This window comes from Nocardia sp. NPDC049935 (assembly GCF_055586645.1).
The window spans coordinates 326,431-341,357 of the sequence record NZ_JBVJHV010000004.1; the positions used below are offsets into that span (position 1 = coordinate 326,431).

General features: G+C 69.5%; 15 protein-coding genes. 7 read left to right on the plus strand and 8 right to left on the minus strand.

The window, feature by feature from the left end:
* Positions 1-66: 66 nt before the first annotated feature.
* Together ACZ6SF_RS18300 and ACZ6SF_RS18305 are read right to left on the minus strand one after the other, a co-directional pair.
* Entirely contained in the window at positions 67-1,242 is a 1,176-nt protein-coding gene (locus ACZ6SF_RS18300) for a serine aminopeptidase domain-containing protein (protein WP_466063335.1), read from the minus strand.
* 90 nt (positions 1,243-1,332) lie between these two features.
* Positions 1,333-2,424, minus strand: a complete 1,092-nt coding sequence (locus ACZ6SF_RS18305; RefSeq protein WP_466063336.1) for a homogentisate 1,2-dioxygenase — start codon at positions 2,422-2,424, stop codon at positions 1,333-1,335.
* A 129-nt stretch (positions 2,425-2,553) separates the two neighbouring features.
* Between ACZ6SF_RS18305 and ACZ6SF_RS18310 the strand changes: the two genes are divergently transcribed.
* Entirely contained in the window at positions 2,554-3,237 is a 684-nt protein-coding gene (locus tag ACZ6SF_RS18310) for a TetR/AcrR family transcriptional regulator (protein ID WP_466063337.1), read from the plus strand.
* A 24-nt stretch (positions 3,238-3,261) separates the two neighbouring features.
* On the opposite strand, the gene ACZ6SF_RS18315 is transcribed toward ACZ6SF_RS18310, so the two are convergent.
* Together ACZ6SF_RS18315 and ACZ6SF_RS18320 are read right to left on the minus strand one after the other, a co-directional pair.
* A complete protein-coding gene (locus tag ACZ6SF_RS18315) occupies positions 3,262-4,302 on the minus strand; it encodes an aldo/keto reductase (RefSeq protein ID WP_466063338.1) in 1,041 nt (346 codons plus the stop codon).
* An 85-nt stretch (positions 4,303-4,387) separates the two neighbouring features.
* The gene (locus tag ACZ6SF_RS18320) at positions 4,388-5,893 is read right to left on the minus strand and encodes a SulP family inorganic anion transporter (RefSeq protein ID WP_466063339.1); all 1,506 of its coding nucleotides are present in this window, start codon (positions 5,891-5,893) and stop codon (positions 4,388-4,390) included.
* 263 nt (positions 5,894-6,156) lie between these two features.
* Between ACZ6SF_RS18320 and ACZ6SF_RS18325 the strand changes: the two genes are divergently transcribed.
* Positions 6,157-6,555, plus strand: a complete 399-nt coding sequence (locus ACZ6SF_RS18325) for a VOC family protein (RefSeq protein WP_466063340.1) — start codon at positions 6,157-6,159, stop codon at positions 6,553-6,555.
* Between the two features lie 185 nt (positions 6,556-6,740).
* On the opposite strand, the gene ACZ6SF_RS18330 is transcribed toward ACZ6SF_RS18325, so the two are convergent.
* Both ACZ6SF_RS18330 and ACZ6SF_RS18335 read right to left on the minus strand, forming a co-directional pair.
* Positions 6,741-7,094, minus strand: coding sequence for a hypothetical protein (locus ACZ6SF_RS18330; protein ID WP_466063341.1), 354 nt, complete (start codon positions 7,092-7,094; stop codon positions 6,741-6,743).
* Positions 7,095-7,247: 153 nt separating this feature from the next.
* Entirely contained in the window at positions 7,248-8,264 is a 1,017-nt protein-coding gene (locus ACZ6SF_RS18335; protein ID WP_466063342.1) for an alpha/beta hydrolase, read from the minus strand.
* A gap of 250 nt (positions 8,265-8,514) precedes the next feature.
* Between ACZ6SF_RS18335 and ACZ6SF_RS18340 the strand changes: the two genes are divergently transcribed.
* A complete protein-coding gene (locus ACZ6SF_RS18340) occupies positions 8,515-9,657 on the plus strand; it encodes an NADH:flavin oxidoreductase (RefSeq protein WP_466063614.1) in 1,143 nt (380 codons plus the stop codon).
* A 38-nt stretch (positions 9,658-9,695) separates the two neighbouring features.
* Here the strand turns inward: ACZ6SF_RS18340 and ACZ6SF_RS18345 are convergent, their stop codons facing one another.
* Positions 9,696-10,181, minus strand: a complete 486-nt coding sequence (locus ACZ6SF_RS18345) for a nuclear transport factor 2 family protein (protein WP_466063343.1) — start codon at positions 10,179-10,181, stop codon at positions 9,696-9,698.
* A 329-nt stretch (positions 10,182-10,510) separates the two neighbouring features.
* Here ACZ6SF_RS18345 and ACZ6SF_RS18350 point away from each other — a divergent pair, with 329 nt between their 5' ends.
* Positions 10,511-11,389 carry a phosphatidylinositol mannoside acyltransferase gene (locus ACZ6SF_RS18350; protein ID WP_466063344.1) on the plus strand — a complete coding sequence of 293 codons (879 nt, stop codon included), beginning with the start codon at positions 10,511-10,513 and terminating at the stop codon, positions 11,387-11,389.
* Between the two features lie 64 nt (positions 11,390-11,453).
* On the opposite strand, the gene ACZ6SF_RS18355 is transcribed toward ACZ6SF_RS18350, so the two are convergent.
* Positions 11,454-12,896 carry an MFS transporter gene (locus ACZ6SF_RS18355; protein WP_466063345.1) on the minus strand — a complete coding sequence of 481 codons (1,443 nt, stop codon included), beginning with the start codon at positions 12,894-12,896 and terminating at the stop codon, positions 11,454-11,456.
* 100 nt (positions 12,897-12,996) lie between these two features.
* On the opposite strand from ACZ6SF_RS18355, the gene ACZ6SF_RS18360 reads away from it, so the two are divergent.
* The 3 genes from ACZ6SF_RS18360 (at position 12,997) to ACZ6SF_RS18370 (ending at position 14,926) form a co-directional block, all read left to right on the plus strand.
* Positions 12,997-13,386, plus strand: a complete 390-nt coding sequence (locus ACZ6SF_RS18360; protein ID WP_466063346.1) for a MarR family winged helix-turn-helix transcriptional regulator — start codon at positions 12,997-12,999, stop codon at positions 13,384-13,386.
* Positions 13,387-13,424: 38 nt separating this feature from the next.
* Positions 13,425-14,291 (plus strand): methyltransferase domain-containing protein, encoded by an 867-nt coding sequence (locus ACZ6SF_RS18365; RefSeq protein ID WP_466063347.1) that lies wholly within the window; start codon positions 13,425-13,427, stop codon positions 14,289-14,291.
* A 137-nt stretch (positions 14,292-14,428) separates the two neighbouring features.
* Complete coding sequence (locus ACZ6SF_RS18370; RefSeq protein ID WP_466063615.1) at positions 14,429-14,926, plus strand: (2Fe-2S)-binding protein; 498 nt, start codon at positions 14,429-14,431, stop codon at positions 14,924-14,926.
* The last annotated feature ends 1 nt before the right edge of the window (position 14,927 follow it).

The window sequence follows — 14,927 nt, forward strand, 5'->3', positions numbered from 1 at the left end:
TCGCCGGGTGCTGTGTCGAGGGGGCGCCGTATCACCGGATTCGGGCCCGGAACGCGGGACGGCCGCTCATTCGGCCGGGCCGAAGCCGCGGGCGCGCAGCCAGCCGTCGACGACGCCGATGGCCTTCGCGAGCGGTTCCCGCTGGTCGGGGCCGAGATAGTAGTGGTTGGCGCCGGGGATCTCGTGCAGTTCCTTGTCCGCGCAGCCGAGCGCTTCGTAGATCCGGTGCGCGTGCGAGGGGGTGCAGACATTGTCGGCGGCGTTGTAGAGCACCAGGGTCGGCACCGCGATATCCGGCCCGCACGCCACCGCGTCGCCGCGGGCGTCGTCGAGACTCCACTGGGAGAGCCAGCTGCGCAGTGTGGTGAACCGGGCCAGTCCGAACGCGCCGGTGTTCACCTCCTGCGGTTCGCCCAGATACGACTCGCCGGGAACGCGGTCGTTGGGATCGAGCGTGGGGTCGAGCACGGTGGGATCGGCCATGGTGCCGTGGACCACGAAACAGAATTCGTCCTGCGGGCGGTCGGAGGCCTGGATCGTCGCGAGTTTCTCCTTGACCCACGCCGTGATTCGCCGGTTCCGGTCCTGCTGGGCGGCGCGGAACCGGTCGATGAACTCGGGGCCGTAGGGCGGGCGGTCGGGGTTGTCCGGGTTGTAGAGATCCAGTTCCGGATCCCGCCGGGTGGGGTCGGATTCGTCGAGGATCGACGGGTCGATGCATTCGGTGAGCGTGTGGTGGCGGCTGATGTGCGCGGCCATGAGCAGGATGCCGTCGACCGGGATCAGGCCGAGTGCGGTGAGGTCGGGGCCGTCACCGGAGGGCGCGGCCGTCACCGTCGGATGCTGGGCCTGCTGCTGGTAGTACACCGACAGCGACCCGCCGCCGCTCCACCCGGCCAGCACCACCTTGCGGTACCCGAGCCGCTGTTTCGCGTCGCGGACGCATTCGCCGAGATCCTGGACCACCTTCTCCATCAGCAGTGCCGCGTCGGCACCGCGGTACCGGCTGTTGCAGACGATGATGTGATGCCCCGCCTTCGCCAGCGCGGTCACGATCGGCAGATAGGTGCCGCTGGACACCGGATGCATGAGCACCAGCACCGTTTCCGATTCGAGGCCCTCCGGTTTCACCAGGATCGAGTCCAGGGTGACCATTTCGGTGAGCCCGCCGTAGGCGTCCCGGGTACCGGAGGTGTTCGCGTACGCGACGACATAGGGGACGCGTTCGACATGATGCGACATCGGCTTGCCTGCCTTCGTTCTTCGTTGCCGGAGTGCGGGCGTCCCGGATCACGCCGGCGGACGGCCGGCCTCGGCGACGCGCGGCGGTGTTCAGTGAGCGCCGAGATTGTTCGCCATGACCTCGGGCGACGGGATCAGCCGGCGCCGGGTGTCGACGGCGATCGTGGTCCAGCCGATGGTGGTGATCTCCTCGCGTTTGCGGCGGGCCCGCTCCCGCATCCGTTCGGGAGCGCCGTGGTGAACGCCCTGCGGCGCATGGGAGATGAGCCCCGGGGGCATCGGCACCCCGTACATATCGCCGCCGTGGAAGAAGGCGATCTCGTCGTAGTCGGCGTTGCGGTGATACCAGGGGATGGTCTCGGTTCCCGGCGCGGATTCGGCCCGCTTCGGCAGGAAGTTCATGATGTACACGCCGGTGGCCTGCATGAACAGATGCACGGTGGCGGGCAGGTGCACCGTATCGGAGAGCACCACGTTGTAATCGGCGATATTGAAGGTGAACGGGAAGTTGTCGCCCTGCCAGCCCACCACGTCGAGTGGGTGGTGCGGGTAGAACAGTGAGGTCGGCCCACCTTCGTGCATCAGCCGCACTTCGTATTCGTCGCGGCCGTCACCGTCGATGGCCTGCGGCTCCGGGACGGTGACGCGGCCGGGGTCGAACGGGAAGTGCCGTCCCAGCGGTCCGGGCGGCGGCACCCGGAACTCCTCGGTGGCCTCCACCATCAGCAGGGTGGTCTCACTGTCCGGGACCTGGCGGAACGTACACGCCTTCGGGATATAGACCCAGTCGCCCTCGCGGTAGCGCAGCGGGCCGAATTCGGTTTCCAGCAGCCCGGACCCCTTGTGCACGAACGACAGCAGATCGCCGTCGATATAGCGGACCAGGAACGGCATCTCCCGGTCGCGCCGGCTCAGCAGGATCCGGCAGTCGGCGTTGGAGAACAGCAGCAGCGGTGCGCCCGCGGGATCGGTGGAATCGGTGGGTTTCAGCGCGTCGGCCAGCACGTCGATCGGGGCGAGCGGCCCTTCGGCGCGATAACTCACCGGATCGTTGCGGCGGTACAGCTGGGCCGTGCGGCCGGTGAAACCGCCGCGGCCCAGTTCGTCGTCCTTGAGGCCGTCGAGATCGGCGTGCAGCCGGTCGGGAGTGGTGCCTTTCCGCAGGTGCACAAAGGATTCCATAGCGGCATCCGTCCTCGTCGGGCGCGTAGCGGTCGCCGGCACCGAGGCGCTGCGATCCGCTGCGACGCGGAGCGAAGTGATGGCAGTCACCCTCGCAGAGAAATTGATACGTGTCAATATAATGACGAAATGGACACCGACGTCGCACCCGAGCCGCGCGGCCGCCGCGCGACCCGTGGCCGGCCGCCGGCCGGGGGTTCGCCGGCCTCGGCCGACGAGATCCTCGCGGCGGCACTGCACGTTTTCGCCCGCGACGGTTACGCGGGCGCCTCGGTGGCGGCGGTGAACCGCGAACTGGGAGTGAGCCACAACCTGATCCATCAGCGCTTCGGGTCCAAGGAGGCGCTCTGGTACTCGGTGGTGGACTGGATCTTCGCCAACGCGTTCACCCTGCTGAGGATCCGGCCGGAGAAATCCGGGCTGCCGCCGCTGGAGGAATTCCGGGCGGGCATCATCCGCTTCCTGGAACTGCAGGCCGAGTATCCGGATGTGGTGCGGCTGATCAGCATGGAGGCGGCCATCGAGGGCCCCCGTCTCACCTACCTCTACGACCGGCATATCGAGCCGATGCTGATCCTGCTCGCCGAACCCCTGAAACCGCTGATCCAGAACAAGGTCCTGAACCGCGCGGATCTGCGTTCGCTGCATTTCCTGATCGCCCACGGCGCGACGGCGCCCTTCGCCATGCTCCCGATGGCGCAGCGGATGGCCCCGGCCGACCCCCGCGGCCCCGCTGCGGTCCGGCGGCACGCCCGGCTGGTGGCGGACACCATCGTGGCGGGAGTGCAGGCGCGGGCGCGCGGGACGCTCTGACCGTGGAGGGGGCGCCGGATCCCGTCAGCCTTCGGGGTGCAGGATCCGATCCGAGGGACCGCGGAATTCGGCGGGGATGGCGTCCTGGTGCCAGTGCGGGTAGATCAGCTCGGGGGCGCTGACCCGGTCGAGGAACCGCAGTTCCTCCGGGTCGAGTTCGATCTCGTCGGCCCGCAGGGTTTCGGCGAGCTGGTCCTCGTCGCGGGCGCCGACGATCAGCGTGGCGACCGCGGGCCGGGTCAGGAGGTAGGCGAGCGCGACCTGGGCCGGCAGGATTCCGCGGGCCTCGGCGATCCGGACCACCGCGTCGACGGTGTCGTAGAGCTTGTCCCGGTTGCGGACGGGTGGTTCGCTCGACCCGCCGACGTGGCGTCCCTGTTCGGGTTGGCGGTCGCGCCGGTACTTGCCGGTGAGCAACCCGCCCGCGAGCGGACTCCACACCATCACACCGAGGCCCTGGTCCACCGAGAGCGGCAGGAGTTCGTATTCCGCGTCGCGGCTCTCCAGCGAGTAGTAGATCTGATTGCTCACGAACCGCTGGTAGCCGTGCCGGTCGGAGACGGCCAGGGCCTTCATCAGTTGCCAGCCCGCGTAGTTGGAGACCCCGAGGTAGCGGACCTTGCCCGATCGAACGAGTGAATCCAGCGCCTGCAGCGTCTCCTCGAGCGGGACCTGACCGTCCCATTCGTGCACGTGGTAGATGTCCAGATAGTCGGTGCGCAGCCGGCGCAGGCTCGCCTCGGCGGCGCGCAGGATGTGGTGGCGGGAGAGTCCGGCGTCGTTGGGGCCCTCGCCGACCGGGAATCGCACTTTGGTCGACAGGATCACCGAATCCCGGCGCGCGCCGAGCGCTTCGCCGATCATCTCCTCCGAGCGGCCCTCGGCGTAGGCGTCGGCGGTATCGATGACGTTGACGCCCGCGTCGAGGCAGCGGTCGATCTGGCGGCGGGCCCGGGGGAGGTCGATACAGGACCAGCCGGCCGGGTCGGTATTGCCGAAGGTCGCGGTGCCCAGGGTGAGCGTCGAGATCCGCAGACCGGAATTGCCGAGTCGCCGGTACCGCACGGATGCCCCTTCCTCGTCGGTGAACCTGCCACCGCGACGGTACCCGCGCCGCGGGCGGGTACCGGGGAACTCCGGCCGTCCGCTCTCAGTGCCCGCCGGTCAGATGTCCCGACAGGCGCTGGTGCCGGGCGACGGAGGCCGGATTCAGTCCGAGGATCTCCACTGTCTTGCCCCGGGCGGCGTACCGGGTGGTGATGGCGTCGAGCGTGGCCACGCTGGAGGCGTCCCAGATATGGGTATCGGACATATCGAGCACGATATGGGGCGGGTCGCCGCGGTAGTCGAATCGGTGGACGAGGTCGTTGCTGGACGCGAAGAACAGCTCGCCGCGCACCTTGTAGACGCGGGTACCGGCGTCTGTTCCGGTGGCGGGGACGGGCACCACCTCGGTGAAACGTGCGACCCGGTGCGCGAACGCGATCATCGCGGCCAGCACACCGGCGCCCACGCCGTAGGCGAGGTTGTGAGTGGCCACCGTGACACCCACCGTCAGCAGCATCACGGCGGTCTCGGCGGCCGGCATCCGCCGCAGCGTCGCGGGCGCCAGCGAATGCCAGTCCATCGCGGTCACCGACACCATGATCATGACCGCCACCAGCGCCGCCATGGGGATCCGCGCGACCAGCCCACCCAGCCCCACCACCAGGGCCAGCAGGAAAACGCCGGCCAGGAAGGTGGAGATCCTGGTGCGCGCACCCGAGACCTTCACGTTCATCACGGTCTGGCCGATCACCGCGCAGCCGCCGAGGCCGCCGAAGAAACCGGTGACGATATTCGCGACGCCCTGCCCCCAGCTCTCGCGGGTCTTATCGGAGCCGGTATCGGTGATGTCGTCGACCAGCTTCGCGGTCATGAGCGATTCCAGCAGCCCGACCACCGCCATCGCGACGGCATACGGGCCGATGATCCGCAGCGTCTCCCAATTCAGCGGGACGTCGGGGAGCAGCGGCACCGGCAGGCTCGACGGCAACGCACCCTCACCGCCGACATCGGGCACGTGCAGACCGAAGACCAGGGTGACCGCGGTGAGGGCGATCACCGCCACCAGCGGGGCCGGTACCGCGGTGGTGAGTTTCGGTAGCAGTACGATCACCGCGATACCGGCCGCCACCAGCGGATACACCAGCCACGGCACCCCGATCAGCTGCGGCAGCTGCGCGAGGAACACCAGAATCGCCAGGGAATTGACGACGCCGACCATCACGCTGCGCGGGATGAACCGCATCAACTTCGCGACTCCGGCCACGCTCAACCCGATCTGCACGATCCCGGCCAGGATCACGGTCGCGAGCAGATAGTCCAGCCCGTGCTCCCGCATCACCGGCGCGACCACGAACGCGACCGCACCGGTCGCCGCGGAGATCATGGCGCGCCGGCCGCCGGTGAAGGCGATGGTGACGGCCATGGTGAACGAGGCGAACAGGCCCACCCGCGGATCGACCCCGGCGATCACCGAGAACGCGATCGCCTCCGGGATCAGCGCGAGCGCCACCACCACACCGGCCAAGACCTCGGTGCGGAGTTGTTTCGGGCTGCGCAGCGCGGCGACCACCGATCCGGTGGATTCGCCGCCGCGGGATGCCGTCGGCACAGGCGCGACTCCGTTCGCCGGGCGTGCGGCCGCGACCGGGCGGGCCGGCGGGTGCACGGGGATTCATCTGAGGAAGCCGAGGCGGGGAGGGGGACCCGGTCCGGATCCGGCCACGCTGCCGGACGACGGCGTCCGGTGTACTCGGCGGGAGAACTATACCGTCGCGCCGGGAAGCCGGTCGGCGCCGGGACCGCGGGCAGCGCCGCGCCGGGTGGAGACAAATCTCCAAGCCGCTCCGGGTCGTGGCCACGAATACTCGCCGCATGAGTATCGAGCGCATCATTCCGAAATTGGTGGTCGAGGGCGCCGACGCCGCCATCGGGTACTACGGCGACGTCTTCGGCGCCACGCTGGTGCAGCGGCACGAGGCGCAAGGCCGGGTGGTCTTCGCCGAACTCGATCTGCCCGGTGGCGAGACGTTCACGGTGAAGGATGCCGACGAGTTCGACCGGGACCCGCGGCGGATCGGCGGTCGCGGGGTACTGCTGACGGTGGTGACCGCCGACCCCGACGATATCGCGCGGCGGATGACCGCCGCGGGCGGCGAGGTGGTGTTCGAAGTGGCGGATCAGCCCTACGGCGCCCGGCAGGGCCGGGTGCGGGATCCGTTCGGCCATGAATGGATCGTCGGTACGGCGATACCGCGGCCGGGGGCGGGCTGACGGGTCCGGCGGAAGCGGTCCGGAGATGACCGGACCCCGGGAGCCTGGAGCGGCTCCCAGGGTCCGGGGTCACGGTTGGATTATTCGTGACCTGCGCAGATTCGGGGTGGTGCAGTGTTCCGCCTCGGAGCGGCCGCGCCCGGCGAACAGGGGCCGCAATCATCGAAACCGAACGGGTGGGGCTGTTATTCGCCGCCGCCGGCCGGGGCCTCGCCACCGGCGGAACCCGACAGCAGAAGCGGGAGCAGCGGAAGCAGAACATCCGCGGATCCGGTGGCCGCGCCCTGCTCGTCGCCTTCCCCGCTGACATCACCGGGGGCAGGGGTTCCGGTGGCGGGGGCCTCGGCGGAACCGGACAGCAGCAGGGGGAGCAGGGTTTCCGCCGAACCCGTGCCCGTCTCGTCCTGGATATCGCCGGTGACCGGCGCTGCCTCGGTCAGGGGAAGAGGTTCGGCGTTCGCGGCACCACTCGCCGCACCGACCCCGGCTGCGGCTATGAATACGGCACCGGCGAACGTACGGAATCTCTTGGCTCTCATTCGAGTCCTCTCGTTGATATCCCTGATGGGATAGTTGTGGTTACGCTCACATATGTAGCACTGGGCGCATTGTGTTACACCCCAATTTCACATTTCGAGCGACGAGAGGCCGAAGGCCGTCGCACCGCGATCACGCGGTGCGACGGCCGGGAATCAGTTCGGCGGCAGCCCGACCGACTGTGCCAGGAACGGCCAGGAGCTGCGCAGATCGTCTTCCCAGTAGCCCCACGAGTGGGTGCCGACGGGCCGGTCGTTCAGCGTCACCGGGATATTCAGCTCCCGCAGCCGGTTGGTGAGGTTCAGGGTGCAACCTCGGATGGCCGCCTCGATGGGCCCGCCGAACGCGATCTGCACCGGCAGCGGGATGCGGCCTTCCTGCACACGCTTGTCGAACGGGGTGTCGTGCGGCGCGGCCGGAATACCGCTGCCGGTGCTGAGGTAGACGGCCGTGCCGCGCAATCCCTCCGCGTTGACCAGCGGATCGTTGGCGCGCCACAGCGGGCCGTCGGCCGGGCCCCACATGTTCTCCACGCTCTGCCCCCCGCCCCAGTTCTCCACCGTGAGCCGGACGAATTCGTGCCCTACGGGGTCGGAGGTCTGCGCGCAGCCGCTGTAGGAGGCGACGCTCTTCCAGAAGCCGGGTTTGGCGATGGCCAGGTTCAGCACCGAGGTTCCGCTCATGGACACCCCGGCCAGCATCCGGTTGCCGTCGGCATTCAGGTGGCGCTCGATCACCGGCGGCAGTTCCTCGTTGAGGAAGGTCTGCCATTTGTTGTAGCCGAGGTTGGCGTCGTTGCGGATCCAGTCGGTGTAGTAGGAGTTGCTGCCGCCGTAGGGGGTCACGACATTGACATCTTTACCGCCCAGATAGCCGAAGGCGTCGGTCTGCACATCCCAGCCGCTCTGATTGGGTCCGCCGCCGGATCCGTTCAGGAGGTAGAGAGTCGGCCGCGACGGACTCTTCGCCCGGATCACCTGTACCGGGATGGCCCGGTTCATCGCGGGGGAGAACACGTTCACCACCTGCTGTGTGTCGTTGACCTGCTCCACCGAGACCACACCGGGTTCGGCGGACGCGGTGCCGCTGGTGGCGAACAGTCCGGCCGCGGCGAGCGCGCCGGCGAGTAACAGGCGCAGGGTCGCGGTGGGCGTGTGTCGCGGGGTTCGCACTGGGGAGACCTCCCGGGTAGTCCTCGTCGTCGGCCGATCGGGAAGAGCGCCGTGAGCGCCCTGATTCGGCATCCGAAGGGGTTCGCAGCGCGCGCCGGTGCGGTTTGGTGTCTCCGCGAACTCGTACCCGGCCGGTGCCGGCGCACTCGGGACGCGCGGCGCGGATTCTCGATGATCGGCGGCTTCCGTTGAGTAGGACGGCGGGCTGCGGCGGTCGCCCGGAGAGGCTTCCATTGCCCCTGTGATCACGATGACCGAACCGCATCCCGCGCTGTTCCGGCCCCTGGATATCCGGTCGCTGCGCCTTCCGAACCGGATCGTCATGTCGCCGATGACCCGTTCGGCCTCGCCGGGCGGCGTTCCCGGCTCCGATGTCGCGCGGTACTACGGCCGCCGCGCCGCCGGGGGGACCGGTCTGATCATCACCGAGGGAGTCGCCGTCGACCATCCGGCCGCGGTCGACAATCCCCGGGTCCCCCGGTTGTACGGTGACGACGCCCTGGCCGGTTGGCGCACAGTCGTCGACGAGGTTCATGCGGCGGGCGGCCGGATCGTTCCGCAGCTCTGGCATGTCGGGCCGCTGTGGGGCGCGATGGGTGAGCCCGACTCGACGGTCACGCCGATGCGGCCGTCCGGCCGGTGGGGCACCGTCGGCGCCACCTCCTACTCCGGCGAGTACATCGCGCGCGCCGCGCCGCCGACCCGGCCGATGACCGAGGACGATATCGCCGATGTTCTCGCGGCCTACGTGCGCGCGGCGGTCACCGCCGCGGAACTGGGTTTCGATGGTATCGCCCTGCACGGGGGGCACGGCTATCTGCTGGACGCGTTCCTGTGGCACGACACCAACACCCGCGACGACCGCTGGAGCGGTGATCATGTGGCGCGCACCCGGTTCCCCGCGGAGGTGGTCCGTGCGATCCGCGCGGCCGTCGGCGCCGAACTGCCGATCTTCTTCCGGTTCTCCCAGCACAAACAGCAGGACTACACGGCCCGCATCGCCGAGACTCCGCAGGAACTGGAGATGATCCTCGGGACGCTCGCCGATGCCGGTGTGGACGTTTTCGACGCCAGTATCCGGCGTTTCGATCTACCGGCGTTCGACGGCAGCGAGCTGTCGCTGGCCGGGTGGGCGAAGAAACTCACCGGCAGATACGCGATGGCGGTGGGCAGTGTCGGCCTGGCGAAACCGTTGCGCGACAGCCGTGCCGAGGGCGCGGCGGAGGTCGCCGACAATATCGGCGAGGTCGAGCGGCGGCTGGAGTCCGGTGAATTCGACCTGATCGCGATCGGCCGGCTGCATCTCGCCGACCCGGCGCTGGCGACCACCTTGCGCACCGGGGCGCCGCTGACACCGTTCCGGCGCACGGCCCACGAGCGCAACCTGTACTGACCCCGCGGCCGAGGCCCGGGCCGGTGCGGCGGGCCCGGTCAGTGTCCGGCGCGGGCGAGGAGTTCGCGCGCTGCCGCGCTGCCGTCGAGCAGCCGGGCGGTGCGCCGCCGGATCAGCCAGCTTCCGTCGACGCGGGCCAGATCGAAGCGGTTGGCGGTGACGCGCCACACCCGGAACGAATCCTCCTCGGCGTTACGGCGCAGCAGCAGCGAATGACAGGTCGCGACCGCCGTATCCCCGTCGATCCGGATGTGGACGGGATCGAGCAGATGCCCGCAGCCCTCGTGGATGTAGTCCTGATGCGGTGCGGTGCGCACCATCTCGGTGATCGCGTCGCGCCCCCGCATCACCCGGATATCGATGTCGTAGACGGCGTCCTCGGCCCACAGCCGGCCGACGGCCTCGGCGTCTCCGGCGTCGACGGCGGGCCCGTAGGCGGTCAGGACCTCGTGGACGGCGGCCTTGTCCTCGAGGAGTCGCACACGCTCGAGCAGCGAGGCCACCAGGTCGGCGGTGTCGGTCATGGGGATCCTTCCCGGTCGTCGGCGGTATCCGGACAGCGGTGCCGCTGGCTCTGTTCTACCGGTCGCGCGCGACCCGGGCCCCGGGCATTCCGCTCACCGGAAACGCGGGTGTGCCGTTGCGGCGGCGCGCGCACCGCACTGCGCCGACGCCCATCCGGCTCGGCGCGTCTCCACCCGGATCGGGCCGGCCGAGTGGACCCGCCCGGCGCGTAACCTGGGCATATGGCTCCTCGACGCGACGGTTTCGCTACCGGGGCGCGTGGTCGCGCGGTGATCGGCCGGAGTCCGGTGAGCGGGCCGGTCCGTCGGACGGTGCGGGGCCCGGCCGGATGAGCGGCAGAGCGCGAATAGCGGATCTCGGGTACGCGGCGGGCTGGCGGTTCGTACGCGTGGTACCCGAGCGGTGGGCGTCGCGCATGTTCGAGCGGTTCGCCGACCGGGCAGCTCGGGGCGGCGGGCCCGACCAGTTGCGGCGCAACCTTTCCCGGGTGCTGGCGACCACCCCGGAGCAGGTGCCGGACGAATTCGTACGCGCGAGCCTGCGCTCCTACGCGCGGTACTGGTGCGAGGCGTTCCGGTTACCGTCGATGGATCCCGTGCGGCTGGCCGATCGGATCGAATCCGCCGCGACCGGAATCGAGCACATCCGGGCGGCGGCCGGCCGCGGTAGCGGAGCCGTCCTGGCTCTGCCGCACAGCGGCAACTGGGATCTCGCGGGAGTCTGGCTGGTGCAGCGGGTGGGACCACCGACCGTGGTGGCGGAGCGGCTTCGGCCCGAATCGCTGTACCGGCGGTTCGCCCGGTTCCGGGAAGGCCTGGGATTCGAGATCATTCCGCTCACCGGAGGCGCGGTGCCACCGTTCGAACTCCTCACCGCGCGGCTGCGGCAGGGGCGGATGGTGGGACTGCTGGGCGAACGTGATCTGTCCGGTGCGGGAGTGGAGGTCGATTTCTTCGGCGAACCGGCGAGTATGCCGAGCGGCCCGGCCCGGCTCGCCATCCGCACCGGCGCGCCGCTGTTGCCGGTGCAGTGCTGGTTCACCCCGGGCGGATGGGGTTTCGATATCGGGGCGCCGATCGAAACCGGCGGTGGGGTCGCGCGCACGACGCAGCGATTGGCCGACCGGTTCGCCGCCGGTATCGCGGCGCACCCCACCGACTGGCATATGTGGCAGCCGCTGTGGACCGCCGATCGCCGGGACCGGTGACGTTCGAGAGACGCAAATGGGGCCGCCGATCCGGCGACCCCATCCGCTCGCGAACCGAAATCGGCTAGGCGACTTCGGCGAGTGCCGGTCGGCGGTTGAGCAGCGCCGTGGCCGAGGCGATCAGGCCGACCACCGCGACCGCGGTGACCAGGTACAGCCCGGGCCGGTAGCCGGCGATACCGTCGGTGGCGGCATGGCCGATGAGTCCGGTGGCGACGGCGAGCACCACCGCGCCGCCGATCTGGAACGAGGTCTGCACCAGACCCGAGGCCAGCCCCTGCTCGTGGTCGGCGATGCCCTCGGTGGCCTGCGACATCACCGCGGAGAAGCCGAGTGCGAAACCGAGACCCAGCAGCAGGAACGCGGGCAGGTAGTCGACCGCGTAGGCCGGGTCGGGGCTGCCGCCGCGTGCCAGGAACCAGACGTAGCCGGCGACGAACGAGGTGAGTGCCGCGATGATCATCGGAGCGGTGCCGAACCGGTCGATGAGTTTGCCGGCCAGCGGGGACAGGACGGCGACGATGATACCGGCCGGCGCCATCGCGAGCGCCATCTGCAGCGGCTCCCATTCCAGGGTGTTCTGCAGGTACAGCGACACGATGGTCTGGAAACTCAGATAGGAGCCGAAGATGGCGAGTGCGGCCAGATTCGCCCGCACGATCGATTTCACCCGGAAGATGCTCAGCCGCACCAGCGGATGGCTCACCCGGTTCTCGACCACGAAGAAGGTGCCGAGCAGGCCGACGGCCAGGATCGTGGTCGCGATGACGGTGGTCGTGAAACCGGTCTCCGGCGCGGTGACGATCGTGTAGACCGCGGCGAGCATACCGCCGGTGAGCAGGGCCGCCCCGGTGTAATCGATACGGCCCTCTTCCTTCTCGATGGTGCGGGGCACCACGATGTAGGCGGCCACGAGGACCAGTGCGACCACGGCGACCGGCATATAGAAGGTGAGCCGCCAGTCGATACCGGTGAGCAGCCCGGACACGATCAGGCCGGAGGCGTATCCGGTGGCGCCGAAAATGGTGAAGATCGACAGCGCGCGGTTGCGGTCCGGGCCTTCCTTGAAGGTGGTGGTGACGATCGAGAGGGCGGCCGGCGCGGTGAAGGCGGCGGCCACGCCCTTGACGATGCGGGTCGCGATCAGCAGCCAGCCGTCGTCGACGAGTCCGCCGACGAGGGAGGCGATTCCGAAGACCACCAGGGCGGTGAGGAAGACCTGGCGGCGTCCGAGCAGGTCGGCGGCGCGTCCACCGAGGAGCAGCAGACCGCCGTAGCCCAGGATGTAGCCGTTGACGATCCATTGCAGCGCGGAGGTGTCGAGTCCGAGGTCGGCGCCGATGGAGGGGAGTGCCACGCCGACCATGGAGACGTCGAGCGCGTCGAGGAACATCGCCAGTCCGGCGACGAAGAGAATCGCCCACAGCTTCGGCCCCCAGCGCCCGGAGGCGGGCGCTGCGGATTCGGCAGAGGCGAGATTCTGCGGTGTGGTTGCGGTGAGGGTCACCCGAGAGAATTTAGATGCGCGAGCATTGAATGTCAACGCATGAAATGCAGTCGCATGAAATGACCATGCATTAAATGACTTGACATGCTAATCTCGGGTCATGTACCACGACTCCGACAACGATGTCTGTGCGAAGTGGTCCGAAACGCTGCGTCGGTACCACGTCACCTCCTGCGAGCTGGAGAACGCGCTGCAGGCCGAGCACCGGCTCGGGCTCAGCGAATTCGAACTCCTGCAGGTTCTCGGTGGCCGCTGCGGGGCGGCGGAGTCCGCGAAGGTCAAGATGAAGGACATCGAAGCGGAGATGTACCTGAGTCAGAGCGCGCTGTCGCGCACGGTGACCCGGCTGGAGAAAGCCGGTCTGGTGCAGCGCGCGGCCTGCGATTTCGACCGGCGCGCCAACTTCCTCGCCCTCACCGACGACGGTCGCGCCCGGCTCGAGGAAGCCCGCCCCACCCACCTCGAGGTGCTGCGCAAACATCTGGGCTGACCGGGCGGCCCCGCAAATCCGGGGTTACCCTCGGGATCATGCCGAGCGAGCACCCCGTGCCGCCTCAGCGGACACCCTCGTTCCATCTCGATGCCCTCGCCGCCGACCGCGACGAGGGCGCGACGCCGCCCGGCGACGACCCGATGGCACTGCTGGTGACCATGCTCGATCTCCAGGCCGACCTGCCCGGTATCCGGCGGATGCGCGACTGGGGACACCGGGCGCTGGACGCCGGCGCGGGGGAGCGGGTGCTGGACGTGGGATCGGGCACCGGGTCGGAGGTGGTGGACCTCGCCGCCCGGGTGGGGCCCGCGGGCGCGGCCGTCGGCGTGGAACCCAACCCGGCGATGCTCGCCGTCGCCCGCGCCCGCGCCGCGGCGGCCGGGGCCCGGTGCCGTTTCGTGGCGGGCGACGTCTACCGCCTGCCGTTCGACGACGACGCCTTCGATGCGGTGCGCTGCGAGCGGGTCTACCAGCATCTCGACGATCCGGCGGCGGCCACCGCGGAGATCGCCCGGGTGCTGCGGCCGGGCGGGCGGGCGCTGCTGATCGACAGTGATTGGCAGACCGCGATCCTGCACCCCGGCGACACCGGGGTCGTCGCGCGGATGACCGCGGCGATGCTCGAGGCCACCCCGAACGCCCGCTCCGGACGCCTGTTGCGTGGACAGCTGATCGCGGCGGGGTTCGAGATCGACGATATGGGCTCGGAGGCGGTGATCTGGGATCCGGTGGCCGTCCGCCCGATGTTCGGGCAGCTGGGCGGGAGCGCGCTGGCCACCGGGGTGATCACCGAAGACGAGTTCGGGGAACTGGTCGCGCGGATCGACGCGGGGATCGCCTCCGGCGACCACCACCTCTCCGTGACGATGTTCGCGGTGCTCGCCCATCTGCCCACGTCCTGAGGGTGCCCCAGGGACGAGGCCCGTGGTCCACCCGGGTCCGGTCCGCGGGTATCGCGGGGGATAGTCGAACGGCACCCGTCGTGGCCGAGATTCCCGCACCCCCGAGCGGAGGCGCCGTGAAATACGCAGAGCCCGATATTCGTCCACCGGCCCAGGGGCCGCCGCGGCCGCCCGAGGTCGATATCACCCTCGATGTGAACGGGGCGGCCCATCATCTGCGGGTCGACACCCGGGTGACCCTGCTGGACGCGCTCCGCGACCATCTGGCCCTCACCGGGGCGAAGAAGGGGTGCGATCAGGGTGCGTGCGGGGCCTGCACCGTGATGGTGGACGGGAAACGGGTGGTGTCGTGCCTGCTCCTGGCCGCCCGGTGCGAGGGGCGCGCGATCATCACCGTCGAGGGCCTGGCCGTAGACGGGGAACCGCATCCGATGCAGGCGGCCTTCGCCCGCCACGACGCCTTCCAGTGCGGATACTGCACACCCGGCCAGATCATCTCCGCGATCTGCCTGATCGCCGAGGGCCGGGCCGGATCCGACGCCGATATCCGCGAATACATGAGCGGCAACCTGTGCCGCTGCGGCGCCTACCCGAATATCCGCGCGGCGATCCGCGATGCCCGAGAGGAGCGGTGAC

Coding starts and splice junctions, on each gene's coding strand:
- ACZ6SF_RS18325 (WP_466063340.1), top strand. CDS start 6,157: ATGAGTATCGAGCGCATCATTCCGAAATTGGTGGTCGAGGGCGCCGAC.
- ACZ6SF_RS18360 (WP_466063346.1), top strand. CDS start 12,997: ATGTACCACGACTCCGACAACGATGTCTGTGCGAAGTGGTCCGAAACG.
- ACZ6SF_RS18365 (WP_466063347.1), top strand. CDS start 13,425: ATGCCGAGCGAGCACCCCGTGCCGCCTCAGCGGACACCCTCGTTCCAT.
- ACZ6SF_RS18330 (WP_466063341.1), bottom strand. CDS start 7,094: ATGAGAGCCAAGAGATTCCGTACGTTCGCCGGTGCCGTATTCATAGCC.
- ACZ6SF_RS18300 (WP_466063335.1), bottom strand. CDS start 1,242: ATGTCGCATCATGTCGAACGCGTCCCCTATGTCGTCGCGTACGCGAAC.
- ACZ6SF_RS18350 (WP_466063344.1), top strand. CDS start 10,511: ATGAGCGGCAGAGCGCGAATAGCGGATCTCGGGTACGCGGCGGGCTGG.
- ACZ6SF_RS18305 (WP_466063336.1), bottom strand. CDS start 2,424: ATGGAATCCTTTGTGCACCTGCGGAAAGGCACCACTCCCGACCGGCTG.
- ACZ6SF_RS18340 (WP_466063614.1), top strand. CDS start 8,515: ATGACCGAACCGCATCCCGCGCTGTTCCGGCCCCTGGATATCCGGTCG.
- ACZ6SF_RS18345 (WP_466063343.1), bottom strand. CDS start 10,181: ATGACCGACACCGCCGACCTGGTGGCCTCGCTGCTCGAGCGTGTGCGA.
- ACZ6SF_RS18310 (WP_466063337.1), top strand. CDS start 2,554: ATGGACACCGACGTCGCACCCGAGCCGCGCGGCCGCCGCGCGACCCGT.